This window comes from Enterococcus sp. DIV0876 (assembly GCF_050529585.1).
GTDB lineage: Bacteria > Bacillota > Bacilli > Lactobacillales > Enterococcaceae > Enterococcus_D.
Window position 1 is genome coordinate 716,820 of the sequence record NZ_CP172882.1, and the last position, 20,747, is coordinate 737,566.

Below are 20,747 nucleotides of genomic sequence, written 5' to 3' on the forward strand. Positions count from 1 at the left end.
ATTTAACAAAGCAAGCAAAGCCATGTGATTTATCTTTGATGATTGCAACTATTCAAGAATATGATAGACTAGAGCTAATTATTCAAACAACAACATATCAATCAAGAGTGAGGGAATCAACGTGGCAGCAAATCAAGTGATCTTGGTGGGGAAAATCGCTGAAATGACAACAGCGTCCCTTCAAGACGCAACCGGCATTCGGTTTATATTAATGGTCAAAACAAATTGGCAGTCGGCAGCTGAAGCTGAATTATTTGAATGTGTGATCTTCGGCAAGCAAGCAGAAACATTTAAGCAGTATACGCAAATCGATGCAACCATCAAAGTAACTGGACATTTACACAGTTGTCCTCATCAGACTGAAGATGGACAAAGGTTTTGCGGTGCAGAAGTCATTGTGGATAGTTTTCAGTTACTCGAGCGGCCTGAGCCAGTTGTGGTGAAAACTGAAGCCTATAAATCACAGGCGGAAACGCGGTTGATCAACAAACAAAATCAAGCACATGACCCCTTCAAAAACCAAGTGTTAGAATTTTTGAAGGACAATCGATTCTTATAAAAAAAAACATTGTCAACATCTCAATGTCAGACAATAATTTTTTGACACATAAGATGATCATCGGTTTAGAACCAAATAGAGTGAATAAAAAATCTACCTGAATCATTGATTTTCCTTAGTCGATGATTCAGGTTTTTTTATGCGCTAAAGCCTGATTCATTAGGTTTTTTCTCAAGCTTTATTTTTATTAAAAACATACGTTAAAAAATACAATATCAAATTGGAGAAATCCAAAATGTCAATATTTTTTTAAAAAAATTAATGAAAATGGTTGCATTCTGAGAAACTTATCTGTAAAGTGTAATTATCAAATAAAAACGAAGGAGGGATTACGATGCAAAATGTAACAATCAAACAAATCAATGAATTAAATAAAGTTAATCCCTTACTCGGTAACCATTAGTGCACAGATAATGTCTTTTTGACGTTTTAGCTCTGTCCTTTTTTCCGAAGGGACAGAGCTTTTTTGTGTACTTTTTTAGATTGAGAGGGATAAAAAATGAAGTATGTACTAAAACAATTAACAACGTATTTTAAAGAACATAAAGCCCGCTATGTAGTGGTCTTTGCGTTCATGATCATCTCTAGTGCCATGTATGTGGCACCCATTTATATTTTGCGCTTATTTATTGATGCACTATTACAAGATGATTTTTCACAAGCAGTTTTGATTCGTTACAGCAGTTTGTTTGCTGGTGCGATTCTATTGGGCTATTTGGCAGAGTTTGTCTGGACCTACAATTTGTTTATTGGTTCTTACGATTTGCAGCGGCAGTTGCGGCAACAATTGATGGGGCATTTTTTGAAAAGGGGGGCACCTTTTTATCAACGTTTTCGTACCGGAGATTTGATGACCCGTTCTAGTGATGATGTCCAAGTCATGGGAATGACCGTGGGATACGGCCTGATGGTTTTCTTGAATACGAGTTTGTATTTGAGCTTTATCGTTGCGATGATGGCGGTGACTGTTTCTTGGCAACTGACACTGATAGCTTTGATCCCTATGCCGATTCTAGCCTATTACATTTTCAAATGGGGCTCGCAAGTCGATAAAGCTTTTACTGAAGCTCAAAATTCAGTATCGGAAATGAATAGTGAAGTCTTGGAAATCATTGACGGTATCCGTGTTGTTCGCGCATACGGTCTTGAAGAAGAAACAACGAAACAATTCGAAACCAAAACGACTGAAACGCGGGCAAAAAACAATATTGTTTCTGAAATCGATTCGCGCTTTGGCCCGCTGATCACGATTATTTTGGCCATTAGTTTTGTGCTTAGCTTTGGGATTGGGGCCCAATTGGTAGCCAATCAGCAAATCACGATTGGTGCGATGGTCTCTTTCCAAGTTTATTTGACAATGGTCGTATGGCCGATGATTTCAGCAGGTGATCTGGTCAATGTGATGCAGCAAGGAGCAGCTTCATGGCGGCGGATCAATGAAGTGCTGCAAACGGATGATCAACTTGAACCAGATGGATCAGCTGATCTGACGAGCGTTGAGACAATTATGCTGTCTGATTATCATTTCAAATATCCAGGGACTGAACGTGAAGTATTGGCTGGACTGGATTTAACGATTCAAAAAGGAGAAGTATTGGGGATCGTCGGTAAAACAGGAAGCGGCAAAACCTCACTGCTGCGCCAATTTGGCCATCGTTATCCCTATTCAAATCAAATGCCGCAAATCAATGGGAGAAAACTGACGCAGTATCATACAGATGCTTTGCGCAGCCAATTTGCGGAAGTCCCTCAGGAACACACATTGTTTTCAAGAACAATCAAAGAAAATCTGCTGTTCGGACAACCCGATGCTAGTGATGAAGCGCTTTGGGCAGCTTTGGATGCGGCTTGTTTTACAGAAGATATCAAGCGGATGCCAGAAGGCTTAGACACAATTGTCGGTGAAAAAGGCGTTTCCTTATCAGGTGGTCAGAAACAACGCTTGTCTTTAGCCCGCGCATTTTTACGGCAGAGTGAAGTCTTATTGTTGGATGACGCCTTGTCCGCTGTCGATGCCAAAACCGAGCAAGCCATTATCACCAATTTGAAAAACATGCAACACGCGCCAACCTCGATCATCGTGACCCATCGGTTATCAGCGATCACCGAAGCCGATCAAATTATTGTTTTAGATGAGGGAGAGATTTCGCAACGGGGTACCCACCAGTCATTGATCAAGACACCAGGGTGGTACCAAGAGCAGTATTACCATCAACAGTTAAAGGAGGACGATATGGATGTTCTCAACGATTAAACGTTTGTTGTCTTATTTAAGCTTTTACAAAAAACAATTTATGCTGGGTGCCAGTTTATTACTGCTGGCAGCAGCCTTGGAATTAACGTCACCTTTGATCGCCAAACAATTGATCGATCAAGTAATGACCCCCGCTTCAGAAACTGCTGTTTTAAAAATGATGCCCTTGCTCCAACTTCTTGCGGGTTATTTGCTTGTGAACTTGATTGGTTCGCTGTTTCGCTATGTCAGTTTGCTGCAATTGCGAAAAATGTCAAATAGCATCGTAAAAAAGATGCGGGATCAGTTATTTCAACATATGCATCAGCTGCCAGTATCTTATTTCGATCAGATTCCGGCGGGGAAAGTTGTTGCGAGAATCACCAACGATACTGAAGTTTTGCGTTCCAATTTTTATGTAGTTGTGATCAGTAATTTACTGAGTAATATCATGCAGATCGTCGGCGCATTTATCGCATTGACGCTGCTGAATCCAACATTAGGCACAGCGATGCTGGTATTGATCCCAATTCTAAGTATCTGGCAGCATTTTTATACCAAGTATGCCTCTCGTTATAATTTGGCGATGCGGGAATATATCTCGCAAATCAGTGGACAATTGAATGAGTTTGTTCAGGGAATGGCGATCATCCAGGCCTTTCAGCGGGAAAAACAATTACAGAAGGAATTCAATGAAACCGTCGATAAATGGTTTCAAACCGGACGTAAATATCTATTACTTGATTCCAGTATTGCTTGGGGATTAGGAAATTTATTGCGAAATTCTACGATCTTGATTTTGATCACGACGCTCGCTTCATTCTTTCTGAATGATCGTTTGGCAATCTCGGCTGGTTTGTTGTATGCCTTTATTGATTATATCAATCGTTTATATGACCCTATCGAAGGACTTGTCCAAACAATCACCAATGTACAGCAATCACTAGCAGCGGGTCAACGGGTTTTCGAATTTGCAGATCAACCCGTTGAAGCACAGCAAACCGCACAAATCGCTGTCAGTGAGGGTACCGTTTCATTTGAAGGTGTTACTTTCGGCTATGATCCTAAGCAAGTGATTTTGCATGATATCAATTTTCAAGCACAAGCCGGTGAAACGGTTGCACTTGTAGGTCATACGGGTAGCGGAAAATCAAGTATCTTGAACTTGTTGTTTCGTTTCTATGATCCGCAAAAAGGACAAATCTATGTAGATGGTCAAGCAATCGATCAGTACGATCGCCATAGCTTACGCCAATCAATGGCTATTGTGATGCAAGATCCTTATTTATTTACTGGTACGATTGCCAGCAACATCGGGATGAATGATCCTGCAATCAGTGATGAGATGATCATTGATGCCTTGAAACAAGTCGGCGCAGATTATTTATTGGATCGTTATCCGGAAGGGATCCATCATCCAGTGGTTGAAAAAGGCAATGCGTTTTCGAGTGGTGAGCGGCAATTGATCAGTTTTGCCCGAGCGCTCGTTTTCGATCCCAAAATTTTGATTTTAGATGAAGCCACTAGTCATGTTGATACTGAAACAGAGTCGATCATTCAAAGAGCGATGACAGTCTTGCAAAAGGGACGTACGACTTTTATGATCGCCCATCGCTTATCCACGATCAAAGAAGCCAATCAAATTTTGGTGCTAGATCAAGGGAAAATCGTTGAGCGAGGCAATCACAGCAGTTTGGTCCAAACAACAGGCATTTATCAACAAATGTATCAAATGCAAGCGGAACAGCTATAATCGACAATTAAAATCCTTGCGTGTCCATAAAATCTAAGGACGCGCAAGGTTTTTCAATATAATGCGAAGGGTTGCCTCATCGTCTATGGGGAGTAGGGAAAGGAAGCCTTCGCTTATACGTGATGTTTAAATGAAGCACTATAGGGATGGTGTCTCAATTTTTGCAAGTAAGACTCGCCAATGGGAGAAATCTGGCGATTTTTCTTTTTAAACTTCATGCGCATATAACGGGGTGGATAGATAGCGTTCGCCATTATCAGGAATGATGGCCAAGACTTTTTTTCCAGCACCGAGTTCTATGGCAGTATCGATAGCAGCTTTGATCGCAGCACCAGCAGAAATACCGACTAACAGTCCTTCTTGCGCACCAGCAGCACGAGCCGTTGCGATAGCTTCATCACTAGTTACTTGCAGAATTTGCTGGTAAGCCTCAGTATCTAAGACCTCAGGCACGAAACCAGCAGAAATGCCTTGGATTTTGTGTGGGCTGTGTTGCCCCCCTGATAACACGGGGGATTCAGCTGCTTCAACAGCGATGATTGTCAAATCTGGATATTGTTCTTTCAAATAGTGACCAGCGCCAGTGATCGTACCGCCAGTACCGACACCAGAAACGAAAGCATCAATCCCATCTTTTCCAAATGCCTCAGCGATTTCTGGTCCAGTTGTACCATAATGGATGTTTGGATTGGCCTCATTATTGAATTGCAGGGGCAAGAACCAACCATTTGTCTCGGCTAATTCTGTCGCTTTCTTGATTGCGCCTTTCATACCTTCACTAGCAGGCGTTAAGACAAGTTCTGCACCGTAAGCTTGAATCAATTTGCGCCGTTCGATCGAAAAAGATTCCGGCAAGACAATCACAACTTTGTATCCTTTGGCTGCGCCGACAAAGGCCAATCCGACACCAGTATTGCCAGAGGTAGGTTCAACGATCGTGCCTCCAGGTTGTAATTTGCCGCTGTTTTCAGCTGCTTCGATCATTGCCAAGGCAATACGGTCTTTCACGGAACCAGCTGGATTGAAAAATTCTAATTTGACATAAACATCCGCGGCGCCTTCTGGAACGAGTGTATTGAGTTTGACGATAGGTGTTTCTCCAATCAGTTCTGTAACAGAGTCAACGATTTTTACCATATATATTCCTGCTTTCTATGTGGGATGATGCAGTGTTTGTTGCAAGAATCTCATAACCCATGATAAGAAGGGGCTAAAGGGAGAAAAAAAAGTCCCTTCAAAGCCTCAGCTTTGAAAGGACGATCATCTCGTGGTACCACCTTAGGGTTATTTTTTGCTTGCACAAAAAAACTTGGTCAGTTCGTTTGAACAAACTGTATTGCGCTATCGGGCTTTCTCCGTTACGGATTATTCGTCCGTAAATGCTCAAAGACCATCTTCTGATTCTTTTTCTTATTCGTTTCCACCAACCACGAATTCTCTATCAAGAAAAAACAACCGTACTCTTCTTTTCACTGCATCTCTATGAAATTAATAGTATCTTAGAGCATAAATGTTCAATTGTCAATTCTTTTTGTGATAGGGGATAGCAATCACGAATGTAAAAAAATACCAAATAACAGATGGAGATGGACTGGAAACGCGGGAGTCCTTATTGATCAAAGGCATCGTCGAAAGTACGCTATACTTTTGCAACTTGGAGCATGGGCATATCGGCTTGCAGCCAATGTCGTGCAAAAGATAGGTCATTGATCCAAGAAGTAATATGCGGCTGATCAACCAATAGCGGCATACGGTCATGAATCGCTGCGACTGAATCATTTGGGTTTGTCGTCAAAATAATCGATTCTGTCTCGATGCGGTCTTCTCGTTGTAATATACGGTAAAACCCAGCGACATAGAGCGGATCGTTGCTGGAAAAGTAATATTTTTCTTTGTCGTGATTCCATTCATAAAATCCAGACATGGGAAACACGCACCGAAACTGCTGAAAGGACGCTTGAAACGTCTTTTTGGTTTCAACTGTTTCAGCGCGGGCATTGATCATCAAATGTCCTTTTCTGAATCCAGTAAATCCCCATTTTGTCACACCGCTTACGATTTCTTGCTGCCGATTGGCACCTAGGGTCACCACATGATTCGAAGGGAAAACTTCATTGACGGCAATAACTTGCTGTTTTTTTCTGGCTTTTGCAGCAGCTTCTTGATAATAGGCGGCCAAAGCACCAGTAGCAGGATCAAACAAATATCTTCCGCACATCGCACATTCACTCCTTTTCTTTGATAGATTGGGAAAGTGTTTGTTTCAGTATAGCGAGTATCTTTCGTTTTTTACCAATGATTTGCTTGCCGGTGTAATGCTTCAATTTTGTTATTCATTTTCAATAGACTACAAAAAATAAAAAACAAAAAAGGCAGTCAACTTTTTCGGTTGGCTCCCTTTTTTTACTCTATTTGGCTATCCAATTTTTTTCACTCTCCCGCCAATTTTATCAGCAAAGCGCTCGGCTTCTTCCTTACGTTTGTATGTAAGAGCGATAGATTTATCGCGGGTTCGTTTGCCTTGTGGCGTGAGATAACCATGGAAGATTTTGATTGCATACATTTAGTAAGCACCTCCTTCAATGATGTAATAATAACAAAATTAGCGCTTTCATTCAAGTGGTTATGAGAAAATTGTTATTAAAACGTTATTTTTTTGCAAAAATCACGAAAAATATGCTTATCTGTTGGCTGATGCTAGGTCTTCTTTTCATTCAGGAGAAGAAAAAACGCGTATAATAAAAATAAAAGTGTAGATTTGACTGGATTTAGATATATGCGCATCCAAATAAGAAAGGTGACAAGTGATGAAAGATTTTCAGCTACGTTTTATTACAAACAAAGAAACAATTCGTTGGTTAAAAATTTTGAATGCCTTTGAACGGTCTGCAAATCAATCAACAAAAGAGTTGGCATTGCTTACTGCAAGTAGTTCTCGCACGATCGTGGCTGATATCACAGAGATTAGAGAGAGATTTGCTGGCACTTTTTACATTGAAGCAACGCCTTTTGGATACAATACATTCAAACCTAATGCAGTTGCTTACCTGGAAAGAAAAAGAGCGTTGCTCACGGATGAACCGTTATTTAAAATGATTGAAGGCATTTTTTATCACGAAATAAAAAGTTTAGGGGAATGGTCTGAACAACTGCATATTTCGGAGAGCAGCTTGATACGTTATGTTAAAAATTGTCAAAATGTGTTGACGCCTTATGCAGTCTCACTGTCGTTAAATCCTGTCGATTTAATAGGAGATGAAGCGGCAATTCGGTGTTTTTTTCATGACTTTTACTATGAATCCGAGATCACACCGCATACGATTCAACCGTCGGTGGCTGTTCAGCAGGTAGCCTTTACTTTAAAAAAAGAACATTTTTTTTCAACTTATCCTAGTATTTCTTTAGGAGATTTCATATATACAGTCTATATCACGATCGAACGCTATATGAATGGGTCTCAGATTAGTATGAACAGTCATTATTTGCAAAGAATGTATACGCAAGCTTCGTTTCGTTCCTTCGAAACAATCAATCGAACGATTGAAGAAAAGATTGGTGTGAAATTACCTGAAACAGAATTATTGTTTTTGTATGTTTTGATGATGAGTCGTCGCTCTTTGATTGATGAAGCAGGAGAAGCCTTATTCGTTGCTGAGAATCAACCAAATGAGTCAATCACTGAAGCTGCGGCTTTATTTTTGACGGAAATAGAACCAAATAGTCCGAACAAAACACGAGATTTACTTTTCATTCGGTCTTTTTTTACCACGCTCTATATGAGAGAACAGCTTACACCGGCGGCAAATCAAACGATTGGAGATATTCATGATTCAGTGGCAGCTAATTTTCCCCAACAACTGGCAAAATATCGTGTTTTTTTTCAAGAATATGGAAAGCAAATCACTGGTGGAAAAACTTCCTATGAAAATTGTGCAGTATTAATGGTTTTGTATATAGACTCTTTGAAAGAACTGTATTGGGAACAGTTTCGTACGATTGCATTTCTATTGGAAGGAAATGCAATTGTTTGTCAAAATATCCAATCAACCGCAATTAGGTATTTAGGCCGATTCCAGACCTTATATTTTCCGAATGCACTAGAACTCGATCATGCTTATATCAAAGAAAATAAGATTGATTTGGTAGTGACCAATTATAGTGAATATATGGATGACTTATTGGTCGGACAGCCCGCGATACTGTTCCAAGCAATTCCAGATGCCAACGACTGGAACCGGCTATTACAGGAAATCAATGTCCGAATCAGAGAAAAATTTTTATTAATGAATACATCAAGAACTGATGGATAATCGATTTTTGCAATACAACTTTTTGGCGGTCATGATTTTTCTTGTGGTTGTGAAAGATGTGTTTATCAAAATCTATTTGACAAGTTTTTTTTGAAGTGCTATGATAGCGATGTAAATGAGATAACGGTTACAGAAGGGCTGTAACCAAGAGGCGTGTTACTGAATAAGCAGGCAAACCTCATATTCTGCCATGGGCGGAGTATGGGGTTTTTTATGCGTCAATTTTGGAGGAAACCATGAAAATAAAAAAATTTTTAAATAATAATGTTGTCTTATTGAAAAAAGGCAGCAACGAAATCATTGGCTTTTCGACAGGCATCAGCTTCAATAAAAAAGTAGGAGATGATGTAGAAGAGCAAGACTTTGAAAAAATCTTTGTGCTTGATACCCATGCGATGTTGGAACATTTCAGCTACCAATTAGGAAAAACTGATCCACGTTATGTGGCAATCGTGGCAAAAATCGTGGCCTATGCGAAACAAAATTATCAATTGGCTATCAGTGATTATATTTATTTGACGTTGTTGGATCACATTGATTTTACTGTCCATCGTATCAAACAGCACATGACCTTTCATAGTCCGTTGCAATGGGATGTTAGACGTTTTTATCCCGATGAGTATGCAATTGGTGTCTATGCTGTCCAATTATTAGAAAAAGAATTGGCAATCGAAGTGCCGACTGAAGAAGCGATATCGATTGCTTTGCATTTTGTAAATGTTCAATCAAAAAAGAAAGACATGACTGTCACGAATAAAATCGCCAAATTTATTGAAGATGTATTGACGATCGTTAAGTATGAGTATAAACAAAATTTTGACGAAAACAGTTTTCACTATTCCCGTTTTGTGACACATCTGCATTATTTTGCACAGAACGTGATCAATCATACAATGCCTGGTTATGAAGAATCTTCTTTATATCAACAAATCGAAAAGATGTATCCACAGGCTTTTCACTGTGTGTCTAAAATAAAAATCTATATAAAAAATACCTACGATATTACGATTTCAGAAAATGAAGAAATATATTTATCCCTCCATATCCAGAAATTGACGGAGCAAGGAGAGAAGGAGAAAAATCATGGATTATAAACAATTAGCCAATGATATTTATGAAAAAGTCGGTGGTGGTAAAAACATTCAGCATGTGACCCATTGTGCCACACGTTTAAGATTTACGTTAGCGGATGACAAAAAAGCCGACAGCGAAGGCATCAAACAATTAAAAGGTGTTACAGGTCTTGTCCAAGGAAATGGTCAATACCAAGTCATTATTGGTCCAGATGTATCAAGTGTTTATGCGCAATTGCCTGTGACAGAAACGGCAGCTGATGCGTCTTCAAATAGCAACTCAGTGATTTCCCGTTTATTGGATTTTATTGCCGGCTGTTTCACACCGATGATTGCAATCATTGCTGCTGGGGGAATGCTCCAAGTTGTCTTATCTTTATTAGAACTTTCGGGTATTTTAGCAGCAACGGATGATACCTATCTAGTTTTATATCAAGTATCACAAGCAGCGTTCTTTTTTATTCCTATATATTTAGGAAATTCAGTGGCAAAACGGTTGAAAATCGATCCATTCTTGGGTAGTTATGTTGGTGGGATTTTTGTGATGCCAGGACTGACGACATTGTTGAGTCAAGAAGGTGGAATCACCTTCTTTGGGATGACTGTACCAAACGTAAGTTACAGTGCGTCCGTTTTGCCTGTCTTACTAACAGTCTGGTTAATGTCTTATGTATATCGCTTCGCTGATCGCATTTTACCTAATAGTGTGAAGTTTATTTTACGTCCGTTGATCGCGATTATTGTGATCACACCATTTGCATTATTATTTGTGGGTCCATTAGGGGTAACAATCGGGAACTATGTATCTCAATTTTTAAATTTTTTGACCAACAACTTTGGGCCGTTGGCTGTATTATTTATGGGGGCTTTTGCCCAATTACTGGTTATGACGGGGATGCATACAACTTTGACACCGATTCTTTTGACCTCTTTGGCTTCTTATGGCTATGATGATTTGATCGTGCCAGGAATGTTATTAGGGTTGGCAGCTGAAGCAGCAATTTGTTTGGCAGCGGGTATCAAAGCCAAAGATGCAGAATTTAAACAAGTTAGTTTCTCATCAGCAATCACTGCTTTGATGGGTGTTTCTGAACCTGCCTTATACGGTGTGACATTGCGCCTGAAAAAGCCTATCGTAGGGATGATCTTGGGAGGGGCAGTCGGTGGACTTTATTTTGGTTTGATGAAAATCAATACGCCAGTTGTCATTGCTTCTTTCGTCGCATTGCCTTCTTATAGCAGTGTATTGCATGCAACGATTGGTTCTTTGATTACCTTTGCAATTGCCTTTGCCTATACATGGTTTATGGTGAAAGATAGTGATTTCCCCAACAATAACGTAGCACCAGTCACAGAACCCGCAGCACCTGAAACCAATGAATCCATCGAAGCAGCGACAGATCAAAGTACTGCTATCGAAAAAATCGTCTTATCTCCATTACAAGGCGCAGTGATACCGTTATCTGAAACCAACGATCAAGCGTTCGCTTCTCTTGCATTAGGCAAAGGTGCCGCTGTAAAACCGCAAGATGACACGATTGCAGCACCATTTACCGGGAAAGTAACTGCAGTATTTCCGGGTAATCATGCCATCGGGATCACAAGTAATGAGGGTATTGAATTGCTGATCCATATAGGTATCGATACTGTCAACATGCAAGGAGATGGCTTTAGCCGTCAGGTCAATGAGGGAGACACCTTTGTGACGGGTCAAGCATTGCTGCATTTTGACTCAGCCAAGATTGCGCTAGCCGGTTATGAAGATACAGTGATGATCACAGTAACGAATACGATAAACTTTTTGGATGTTGTTGCATTAGCAGCGCATCAAGATGTGCAGGCTGGGGATCAACTGCTTGCCGTATTTTAAGTAAATGGAAGAGAAAGGATGGATGAGACCAAGATGAATTTTCCAAAAGGTTTTTTATGGGGCGGCGCTTCTGCTGCCAATCAATATGAAGGTGGTTATAAAGAGGGGGGGAAAGGTCTGGCTTGTGCCGATTTAATCAGTGGCGGCAGCCATACAACTTCTCGTCAGATCACACCAACGATCGAAGAAGATCGTTTATATCCAAGTCATGAAGCGACAGATTTTTATCATCATTATGAAGAGGACATCGCGCTTTTCGCTGAAGCTGGGTTTAAAGCATTCCGGATGTCGATCAACTGGACGCGTATTTTCCCAAATGGGAATGATGAAACACCAAATGAAGAGGGGTTGAATTTTTATGACCGCGTCTTTGATGCTTGCCTTAAGTATGACATTGAACCCATTGTGACGATTGCCCATTTTGATGTACCAGCGCATTTGAGCAAAGTCTACAATGGTTGGGGTAGTCGAGAAGTGATTGATTTTTATACCCGTTATGCGATGGTTTTATTTGAAAGATATCAGAAAAAAGTCAAATACTGGATCACCTTCAATGAAATCAACACAGCAACCTTATCGATCGGTAATTTTCTTTCATTGGGTTTGCAAGTTGGCGAAGCTTCATTTATTGATCAACCGGACAATATCCAATTGCGTTACCAAGCATTGCATCACCAATTTATTGCAAGTGCCAAAGTGGTGGCCTATGCCCATGAACATTATCCTGAGTTGCAGATTGGTTGTATGATTTCTTATATGCCTCGCTATCCTTATACCTGTCATCCGAATGACGTCTTGTTGGCGAAACAAGAAGAAAATATGCATTCAAAATTTTGCGGGGATGTACAAGTAACAGGGAAATATCCATACTATGCCAAAAAGTATTTTGCTGACAATGGGTTTGACATTGTCTTTGGACCTGATGACGTAGAAATTCTTGCGAAAGGCACAGTCGATTATTATACTTTCAGTTATTATTTGACCTTATGTGTGTCTGCGGATGACAATGTGACAAAGAATGGTCATAGCATGATTGGTGGTTCTGGTGTCAACAATCCTTATTTAGAACAGACCGAGTGGAATGCCATGATTGATCCTGTGGGCTTGCGGATTGCATTGAACGACATCTATGACCGCTATCAATTGCCATTGATGATCGTTGAAAATGGAATCGGTGTATCCGAAGAAATTGCTGCTGATGGTCAAATCCATGATCAATACCGTATCGATTATTTACAAAAACATATTGCTGAAATGGCAAAAGCGATTGAAGATGGTGTTGATTTGATTGGTTATACGATTTGGAGCGCTGTAGATATCGTCAGTGCATCGACCGGTGAAATGAAAAAACGCTATGGGATTATCTTCGTGGATAAATATGACGATGGTACTGGAACTTTAGCCCGCAAGAAAAAAGACAGTTTTTCTTGGTATCAACAAGTGATCAAACACAATGGGCTTGAAGCCTAGTCGAGAATAGGAAGACAAAAAAAGGAACCATTGGATTGGTTCCTTTTTGTTTTGATATAAAAATTATTCGCAGATTACCCGTTATATACAAACGTACCATCAAAAATTGTTCCTTTGATCGTTACGTGTAATAACGCCTCTGGAGATAACGGTAAGATGTTTTCAGATAAGATACAAATATCTGCCAATTGACCGATTTGAAGTCCACCGATGTCTTGGCGGCTCAGTGCTTTGGCAGCTCCTGCGGTATGGGCATAGAGTGCGTCTGCAATGGTGATTTTTTCTGCTGGCATGAGTCCACCTGCAGGCTGACCGCTTTTTTCGCTGCGAGACACGGCATAGTATATGGAATCCAATGGCGTCACATCGATGACGACTGGCGTATCTGTGCCAAATGCAAGCGTTGCACCTTGCTGCAAGAAAGAGCGGAAAGGAAACATTTGTTTTGCCCGTTTTTCCCCTACTTCTTCTTCTAAGGTTTCCCAACCCACCAGCAGGTGACTAGGCTGGACAGAGAGCACCAATTGATCCTGTGCAACTAATGGTAAATCTGTCGCATCCATCACTTCCAAATGCTCCAAAGTATTGGACTTGCCAGCAGAAAGCGGATGGACTGCGGCACTTTCTTGATAATATAGGAGTGCTTGCTGGATCGCTTGATCGCCAATGGTGTGGATCCGCATCGGCCAGTCTTGTTGATTGGCAGCCAAAATCAGCTGACGCATCCGTTCCACATCGATCAAAGGCATCCCAACGTCCCCTTCAAAATAAGGGGTTTCGTAACTAGCCTTCAAGTAAGCAGTGTGGGTACTGGTGACACCGTCAAAGAATTGCTTGACGCCGCCCATTTGGACTTTTTCGGAACGGAATCGTTGATAACATTGTTGCAACATTGTCGTATCTTCCCGCATTGCAGGGTAGAAAACGGTACGTACAGTGGCTTTGGCTTCCGTTTTGTTATATAAAGCTGGATAGACCAAGTCATCCCAACTTTCCCCAGTCAATGCCACATCACCGATTGTTGTGATACCATATTGATTCAGCTGCTGCATATAATCAAGAAAAGCAGCTGGACTCTCAGGCTGAAAGACTTGTAAGACTTCTGCTAAATAATGGATAGCGATCGCTTCTAGAAAACACCCTGTCAATCTACCGTTTTCTATCAATGCTTCACCACTGATGCCAAGCGGCAATGTTTCCGGCGTGATGCCAAGCGCTTCGATGCCACAACTATTTAACCAAATACTATGGGCATCGCCAGCAATCAGCATCACTGGAATATCTGAACAATAATGATCGATACTGGCTTTTGTCGGGTAGATTTGTTGACCAAAATCACTGCTGAACCAGCCAATGCCGATTTTCCAGCCATGCTTTATAGGGATCGACGGCACTTGACGGGCGATTGCTTCTTCAGTCAAACCTGTGATATGGGTCAACGCACCTTGATGAAGAAGTGCGGACAAATAGAAATGCACATGTGCATCGATCAGCCCAGGAATGACCATCTGATCTTGAACATCAATGATCTCCGTATCAAGCGGCAATTTTTGCGGCAGTTGATCACGTCTCCCGCGATCAATGATTCGATTGTTTTCAATCAGTAAGTAACCAGCGAAGGTCGTCTGTGTACTGGTATCAAAAATATGATTGGATTGAAGTAACATAGTCATTTATAATCCCAACTTCCATTCTAAGAAAAAGTCATTGTAGTACTCCACGGTTTCTTTGCCTAAATAGGCATAATGTTCCATTAGATCCATGGCGCTCGAATCAGGATAAAAGGCTTTGTCTTCCGTTAATTCACGAGGCAGCATTTGTTTGGCCGTTTCACTTGGTGTGGCATAGCCGACATACTCAGCATTTTGGGCAGCATTATCGGGGCGCAACATGAAGTTGATGAATGCATAGGCGCCTGTTTTATTGCCCACCGTTTTTGGGATCGCAAAGTTGTCGGTCCAAATTGCGCCGCCATCATTTGGTACGACATATTCAACCGCAGGATTTTCCGCCATTACATAGGCGGCATCACCAGAATAGCCAATGCCGATGGCTGCGTCATGGTTGATCATCAGTGTTTTGATTTCATCAGTTAAAACGGCTTTGACGTTAGGACGCAAATCATTCAGTTTTTCAACAGCAGCAGCGATTTTATTTGGGTCTTTTTCATTTTGGGAATCACCTAATACTTGTAAAGCAAGTCCTAATGTTTCCCTAGCACCATCTACCATTAAAAGATCATTTTTGAAAGCTGGGTTCCAAAGGTCAGACCAGCCCTTGATCAAGGTTGGATCGATGTCCTCGGTGTTGACCATGATACCGATCGTGCCCCAGAAATAAGGGATAGAGTACCTATTATCAGGATCAAAGGACTGATCCATCAAAAAAGTGGATAAATCTTTGGTACCTGTTAATTTGCTGTGATCCAAAGGCAGCAGCAATCCTTCTTCGATCATTTTTGGTATGATCGATTCACTCGGAAAAATCAGATCGTAGCGGGTACCCCCTTGTTTGACTTTTGTTTCCATTGCTTCATTTGAATCGAATGTATTATAGATAACAGAGTAACCACTCTCATCTTCAAATTTTTTGATTAAATCGGGATCGATATATTCTCCCCAATTATAAATGATCAACGTGTTAGGGTCAGAAGAAGATGTCGCCCCTGATTCCTTCGTCAATACAGTCGTTCCCACAAACAATAACGATAAGATCCCAACGATCCCACCGAAAAACACCCACAACCTTTTCAATTCATCAATTCCTTCTTTCACTTTGTTTTTGTTTTTCTTGAGTAGATTAGCTGATTTAGATAAAAAAGGCAACAAAAAAATCAATGTGAAAAATATCCGCTAAAAAGGCTAGTTTTTTGTTAAAAAACAGCAATGTTTCTCTCATTATCAATCAAATGATTTGTCAAAATAATCGTTTATGCCTAAGCTAAAAGAACAAAGGCAAAGAGGAGATGTTTTTCTTTTCATTCTCTTTTTTGCTATTCAATAAGGAGTGGATCAATCAATGAATACACGGGCAATCGTGATCAACGCTTATGGCGGCAAAGAAGAATTAACAGAGGCAACTGTCCAGCTGCCAGCGTTGGAAGCTGACCAAATTTTGGTTAAAACAGCTGCAACGTCTATTAACCCAATCGACTGGAAATTACGTGAAGGTTATTTGAAACAAATGTTTCCCTGGCATTTCCCTATCATTCTGGGTTGGGATATCGCAGGTGAAGTAGTCGAATTAGGATCAGCTGTGACAACATTCAAAGTTGGTGATGCCATCTATGCACGCCCTGATACAACCCCTTTTGGCACCTATGCGGATTATGCGATTGTTGATGCAACATTGGCAGCATTAAAACCAGAGAATCAGACCTTTACTGAAGCTGCAGCTGTACCATTGGCTGGTTTGACAGCTTATCAGGCTTTGTTTGAACATGGGCATCTAGAAGCAGGGGAGAAAGTCTTGATCCATGCTGGTGCTGGGGGTGTGGGCACCTATGCGATCCAATTAGCCAAAGCTGCAGGAGCGTATGTCATTACGACTGCAAGTCAACGCAACCATGAATTGTTGCGTTCTTTAGGGGCGGATGAAGTCATTGATTATCATACAACTGACTTTGAAACCATATTGACAGATATTGATTTGGTCTTTGATACAATGGGTGGCGAGGTACAACGTAAAAGCTATACAGTGTTGAAACCAAAAGGTCGGTTGATCACTGTACTAAGTGTTGAAGATGAAGCAGCGGGGAAAGAAAAAGAAATCGTAGCCAAAGCCATTTGGCTTAGAACCAACGGCGAACAGTTGAAAGAACTCGCGGCATTGATTGAGGCAGAGGAAGTCAAAAGTGTGATCGGTGCGACATTCCCTTTAACTGCACAAGGGATTTATGATGCCCATGCGCTTAGCGAAACCCACCATGCAGTCGGCAAAATCGTGATCGACAATCAGTGAGCGTATCTGGCAAAGACAATGAGAAAAGAGGGTTGCGCTATGCGTTTATGGCATGAAGCAATGATTGGTTCTTTGCCTCGTCAACAATTATTGGGACAGCATCGTGAAGTAGCTGCTCTGCGTGGAGGCGGATGGGGCAAGAAACACGCAACGGTGGATTATGTTTTTACGCATCCACCTTATAAATTGTATCAATACCATGAGTTGATCATGGCAGAAATGGAAAAGCGCGGTTATCGGCCAGCCCCTGAATGGCATGACCCCAGATATCGCGGCAAAAATCTGCCGCCTGAGGTGGAGATACACGCCGTCCCTTTAAGTTTGCCAATCTATCCAGAGCATGATGCAGATTATCTGGAAGAGTGCCGATTAAACCTCGCTCGTAAAGGCATTTTTCTTACGAGCAACGAACAGCAAAACTTTCCGCTATCATAGGGAAAGTTTTTTTGTTGCAGGGTTCTTACTAAAAGTAAGCATATTGTTCGCACCCACAATGATTTGTTGCTATAGTAGTGATAGATAAGAAATGAGAAATGAGGAAATCAATATGACGATCAACAGCAATGCAGTAGAATTCGGGTTAGATACTTTTGGTGATCTGGCTTTTGATGATATATCAGGTCAACGACTTAGTTATGGAGAATCTTTGCGCAATATTGTGGCAGAAGGACAATTGGCAGATGCATCTGGAATCGATGTGATTGCACTCGGCGAACATCATCGAGAAGAGTATTCGATCTCAAGTCCAGATACAGTCTTAGCTGCTTTGGCAATGGTCACCAAACGCATCAAATTAGGCACAGGTGTGACAGTACTAAGTTCTGATGATCCAGTCAGAGTCTATGAACGTTTTGCTACCGTGGATGCCTTGTCGAATGGCCGAGCACAAATCATGCTAGGTCGGGGTTCCTTCACTGAGTCTTTCCCCTTATTCGGCTATGACTTGCAAAATTATGAAGAATTATTTGAAGAAAAAACGGCGATGTTCAGTGAATTGAGGAAAGGTGTACCATTAACTTGGGAAGGCAAGTTCACGCAATCCTTGCAACAAGCGGAAGTCTATCCAAAAATCGAAGGACACCAATTAGATACCTATGTTGGGGTCGGTGGTACCCCAGAATCGATCATTCGCGCTGTCCGCTATGGCTTTCCAGTAATGTTGGCGATCATTGGCGGAGAACCGGCTCGTTTTGCACCGTATGTCGATCTGTACAAAAAAGCAGCCCAACAGTTGGGCCAACCGATTTTACCTGTCGGGATGCACTCCCACGGTGTGATTGCAGATACAGATGAAGAAGCCTACGAAATTGGCTGGAACTACATCAAAAAGAGCATGGATAAGATTGGCTTGGATCGCGGATGGCCAGAAATGAGCAAAGAGCGTTTTGATTTTGAAGTTGAACATGGGTCTTATTATGTTGGCAGTCCAGAAACCGTGGCCCAAAAAATTGCGCGTATGATGCCGCAAGTAGGCGTGGAGCGCTTTGATTTGGTTTACGGTACGGGTGGTCAGTTACAAAAAGATCGTTTTCGCACGATCGAATTGTACGGTACGAAAGTCATCCCCCGTGTGAAAGAATTACTGCAAGCTGGTGGTCAAAATGGCTAAGCAAACGATTGGCATTATAGGGGCTGGCAAGCTAGGCTTGGCATTAGCCAATATCGGTGCACAAGCTGGTTACGATGTGCTGATTGCCAGTCGAAAAACAGCAGAACAGCTGGCATTGCCGGTGTCGGTTTTGGCACCGGGAGCCAAAGCGTTGTCTGTTAAGGAAGTAATCGCACAAGCAGAAACGATTGTATTGGCGATTCCCTTGAGTAAATACCAACAGTTGGATCCTGAGGCCTTTAGAGGGAAAATCATCATTGATGCAATGAACTATTGGTGGGAGGTCGACGGCAAAGATGAAGTCTTTTCGACAATAGAAGCGACTTCTTCAGAGCGCGTACAACAGTATTTTGTTTACAGTCAAGTAGTCAAAGCGTTCAATCATATGGGCTATCACGATATTCAAGCTGTGTCTTCTTTTGCTGGCGATACCGAGGTCAAAGCCATCGCTGTTGCTGGTGATCAGTCAGAAGCGGTCGCAAAGGTCGCGCAGATCGTTAAAGATTTTGGGTTTGATCCATTATTGATTGGCTCGTTAGCCAATGGACTTATGTTGGAACCAGGCAGCCCTTTGTTTGGTGCAAATGAAACAGCAAATAAGTTACAGCAATTGATCAATGATTTTGATCATAGCGAAAAAGGCCAAGCCTTTCACGCACAACGCGCGCCCCTTTAACTCAACCGATTCTTCCTAATGTCCATGCAAGTGATGGATGGTTAGGGAGATTTTTTTGAAAAAAAATACACCTCTTCACCTTTACACATAAAGGCAAAGAGGATCCCAACCGTCAAATCAGCACGTGGTCGTTAAAAAATAGGTGTAATGGATACGCTTGTGATGATGAAGCAGTGATTGCTGAATACGCGTCCCTGCCAGACGTCCATGGTGTACATATTAGCCTGTACCTGCTGTGTGCTCGCCTTTGACATCCCACCCAAGTAATTATTGTGTTAGATCAGTCAACCAATTGGTTTGTTGGATTTGACCATCGATCTGTCGCAAACTTTGTGCAGTTTGGTTCAGCCATTTGGTGATTTCTTGGGTATCGATCGTCCGGATATAGCGAATCTCATTGCGTCCCATTCGCGGTCCAGTTTTAGCAGACGCAAGAATCTGTGTGTACAATGCGTGGCTTTGACGTAAGCGTTCCCGTTGCGAGAGGGCATCGACCAATGAAATATCGCTATCTACCAATGGTGTTGTCGCATTGGTATGGTTGATTTGGCGGGCGATCTCATCTAATTGCTGGCTGGCTTCTTGATAATCAGCCAATAAATCAGTCACACTTCGGTCTAAAGTATCTCCTTCCTGCACTAGGACACTGTCAGTGATTTCAGCACGTAAAATTTGTAAACGATTTTCTAAATCTCGCCGTAACAATAATGCTTCAGCCAATTTCATTGAAACAACCTCCATCTATTTCTATTCTCTTTCTTCTATCCTATGCAATCGACTCTAGATATGCAAGAAAGAAGATCAAAAGATAAACTATCAGAATTTTCTCAAATCGCATTGACTTCAAGAGACGGCAATAGTATACTTTTAATCAATCGTGAAGTGTACAAGAAATTGAAGATTCTATACGTTGAAGAGAAGAGTAACTTTGGCGCCTGTTGCAAGAGACCCCGGATGGTGAGAAAGGGGAACAGACAAAGAAGCGAAGATGAACTCTGAGTGATTTGACTGGTTCACGCCAATCAAACGGAAAGCAGCCGTTATCTTGCCGGGTATGAATACGTACCGTTGAGGTGTTATGTGGAATAACACGAAGAAGGGTGGTAACACGAAATTCTCGTCCCTTTGTTTGTCAGTTTTGATGAGCAAAGGGATGGGGATTTTTTTGTTTTTTCGGAGAAGCAGTTTGGTCCTTCATGAGATACATTATCGGAAATAGCAACATTTTAAGGAG

At 41.5% G+C, this 20,747-nt stretch carries 17 protein-coding genes and 1 other annotated feature; of the genes, 11 read left to right on the forward strand and 6 right to left on the reverse strand.

Annotated features, from left to right (window positions below):
- Nucleotides 1-121 precede the first annotated feature (121 nt).
- From IGI41_RS03355 to IGI41_RS03365, 3 genes are all read left to right on the forward strand, one after another.
- Nucleotides 122-559 carry a single-stranded DNA-binding protein gene (locus tag IGI41_RS03355; protein ID WP_430611315.1) on the forward strand — a complete coding sequence of 146 codons (438 nt, stop codon included), beginning with the start codon at nucleotides 122-124 and terminating at the stop codon, nucleotides 557-559.
- Nucleotides 560-1,058: 499 nt separating this feature from the next.
- Complete coding sequence (locus IGI41_RS03360; protein ID WP_430611316.1) at nucleotides 1,059-2,813, forward strand: ABC transporter ATP-binding protein; 1,755 nt, start codon at nucleotides 1,059-1,061, stop codon at nucleotides 2,811-2,813.
- The gene (locus IGI41_RS03365; protein ID WP_430611317.1) at nucleotides 2,797-4,545 is read left to right on the forward strand and encodes an ABC transporter ATP-binding protein; all 1,749 of its coding nucleotides are present in this window, start codon (nucleotides 2,797-2,799) and stop codon (nucleotides 4,543-4,545) included. Before IGI41_RS03360 ends, IGI41_RS03365 begins: the two co-directional genes overlap by 17 nt.
- Before the next feature lie 207 nt (nucleotides 4,546-4,752).
- On the opposite strand, the gene cysK is transcribed toward IGI41_RS03365, so the two are convergent.
- From cysK to IGI41_RS03380, 3 genes are all read right to left on the reverse strand, one after another.
- Nucleotides 4,753-5,682, reverse strand: a complete 930-nt coding sequence (cysK, locus tag IGI41_RS03370; protein WP_430611318.1) for a cysteine synthase A — start codon at nucleotides 5,680-5,682, stop codon at nucleotides 4,753-4,755.
- A 112-nt stretch (nucleotides 5,683-5,794) separates the two neighbouring features.
- Nucleotides 5,795-6,027: a binding site (T-box leader), on the reverse strand.
- Between the two features lie 157 nt (nucleotides 6,028-6,184).
- A complete protein-coding gene (locus tag IGI41_RS03375; RefSeq protein WP_430611319.1) occupies nucleotides 6,185-6,763 on the reverse strand; it encodes an SOS response-associated peptidase in 579 nt (192 codons plus the stop codon).
- Nucleotides 6,764-6,961: 198 nt separating this feature from the next.
- On the reverse strand, nucleotides 6,962-7,108 hold the full coding sequence (locus tag IGI41_RS03380) for a hypothetical protein (protein WP_086273707.1): 147 nt from the start codon (nucleotides 7,106-7,108) through the stop codon (nucleotides 6,962-6,964).
- Nucleotides 7,109-7,352: 244 nt separating this feature from the next.
- Between IGI41_RS03380 and IGI41_RS03385 the strand changes: the two genes are divergently transcribed.
- From IGI41_RS03385 to IGI41_RS03400, 4 genes are all read left to right on the forward strand, one after another.
- Nucleotides 7,353-8,855 carry a helix-turn-helix domain-containing protein gene (locus IGI41_RS03385; protein WP_430611320.1) on the forward strand — a complete coding sequence of 501 codons (1,503 nt, stop codon included), beginning with the start codon at nucleotides 7,353-7,355 and terminating at the stop codon, nucleotides 8,853-8,855.
- 236 nt (nucleotides 8,856-9,091) lie between these two features.
- Entirely contained in the window at nucleotides 9,092-9,949 is an 858-nt protein-coding gene (locus IGI41_RS03390) for a PRD domain-containing protein (RefSeq protein ID WP_430611321.1), read from the forward strand.
- Nucleotides 9,939-11,798 (forward strand): beta-glucoside-specific PTS transporter subunit IIABC, encoded by a 1,860-nt coding sequence (locus tag IGI41_RS03395; protein WP_430611322.1) that lies wholly within the window; start codon nucleotides 9,939-9,941, stop codon nucleotides 11,796-11,798. The genes IGI41_RS03390 and IGI41_RS03395 overlap by 11 nt, the downstream gene beginning before the upstream one ends.
- A gap of 33 nt (nucleotides 11,799-11,831) precedes the next feature.
- Complete coding sequence (locus IGI41_RS03400) at nucleotides 11,832-13,268, forward strand: glycoside hydrolase family 1 protein (RefSeq protein WP_430612707.1); 1,437 nt, start codon at nucleotides 11,832-11,834, stop codon at nucleotides 13,266-13,268.
- Between the two features lie 74 nt (nucleotides 13,269-13,342).
- On the opposite strand, the gene IGI41_RS03405 is transcribed toward IGI41_RS03400, so the two are convergent.
- Together IGI41_RS03405 and IGI41_RS03410 are read right to left on the reverse strand one after the other, a co-directional pair.
- Nucleotides 13,343-14,941 carry an amidohydrolase gene (locus tag IGI41_RS03405; RefSeq protein WP_430611323.1) on the reverse strand — a complete coding sequence of 533 codons (1,599 nt, stop codon included), beginning with the start codon at nucleotides 14,939-14,941 and terminating at the stop codon, nucleotides 13,343-13,345.
- On the reverse strand, nucleotides 14,942-16,021 hold the full coding sequence (locus IGI41_RS03410; RefSeq protein WP_430612709.1) for an ABC transporter substrate-binding protein: 1,080 nt from the start codon (nucleotides 16,019-16,021) through the stop codon (nucleotides 14,942-14,944).
- 265 nt (nucleotides 16,022-16,286) lie between these two features.
- On the opposite strand from IGI41_RS03410, the gene IGI41_RS03415 reads away from it, so the two are divergent.
- From IGI41_RS03415 to IGI41_RS03430, 4 genes are all read left to right on the forward strand, one after another.
- Complete coding sequence (locus IGI41_RS03415) at nucleotides 16,287-17,228, forward strand: NADP-dependent oxidoreductase (protein ID WP_430611324.1); 942 nt, start codon at nucleotides 16,287-16,289, stop codon at nucleotides 17,226-17,228.
- Between the two features lie 39 nt (nucleotides 17,229-17,267).
- On the forward strand, nucleotides 17,268-17,663 hold the full coding sequence (locus tag IGI41_RS03420; RefSeq protein ID WP_430611325.1) for a TIGR02328 family protein: 396 nt from the start codon (nucleotides 17,268-17,270) through the stop codon (nucleotides 17,661-17,663).
- 112 nt (nucleotides 17,664-17,775) lie between these two features.
- Nucleotides 17,776-18,837 (forward strand): LLM class flavin-dependent oxidoreductase, encoded by a 1,062-nt coding sequence (locus IGI41_RS03425; RefSeq protein ID WP_430611326.1) that lies wholly within the window; start codon nucleotides 17,776-17,778, stop codon nucleotides 18,835-18,837.
- Nucleotides 18,830-19,513 (forward strand): NADPH-dependent F420 reductase, encoded by a 684-nt coding sequence (locus IGI41_RS03430; protein WP_430611327.1) that lies wholly within the window; start codon nucleotides 18,830-18,832, stop codon nucleotides 19,511-19,513. Before IGI41_RS03425 ends, IGI41_RS03430 begins: the two co-directional genes overlap by 8 nt.
- 267 nt (nucleotides 19,514-19,780) lie before the next feature.
- Here the strand turns inward: IGI41_RS03430 and IGI41_RS03435 are convergent, their stop codons facing one another.
- Nucleotides 19,781-20,239 (reverse strand): DIP1984 family protein, encoded by a 459-nt coding sequence (locus tag IGI41_RS03435; protein WP_430611328.1) that lies wholly within the window; start codon nucleotides 20,237-20,239, stop codon nucleotides 19,781-19,783.
- Between the last annotated feature and the right edge of the window lie 508 nt (nucleotides 20,240-20,747).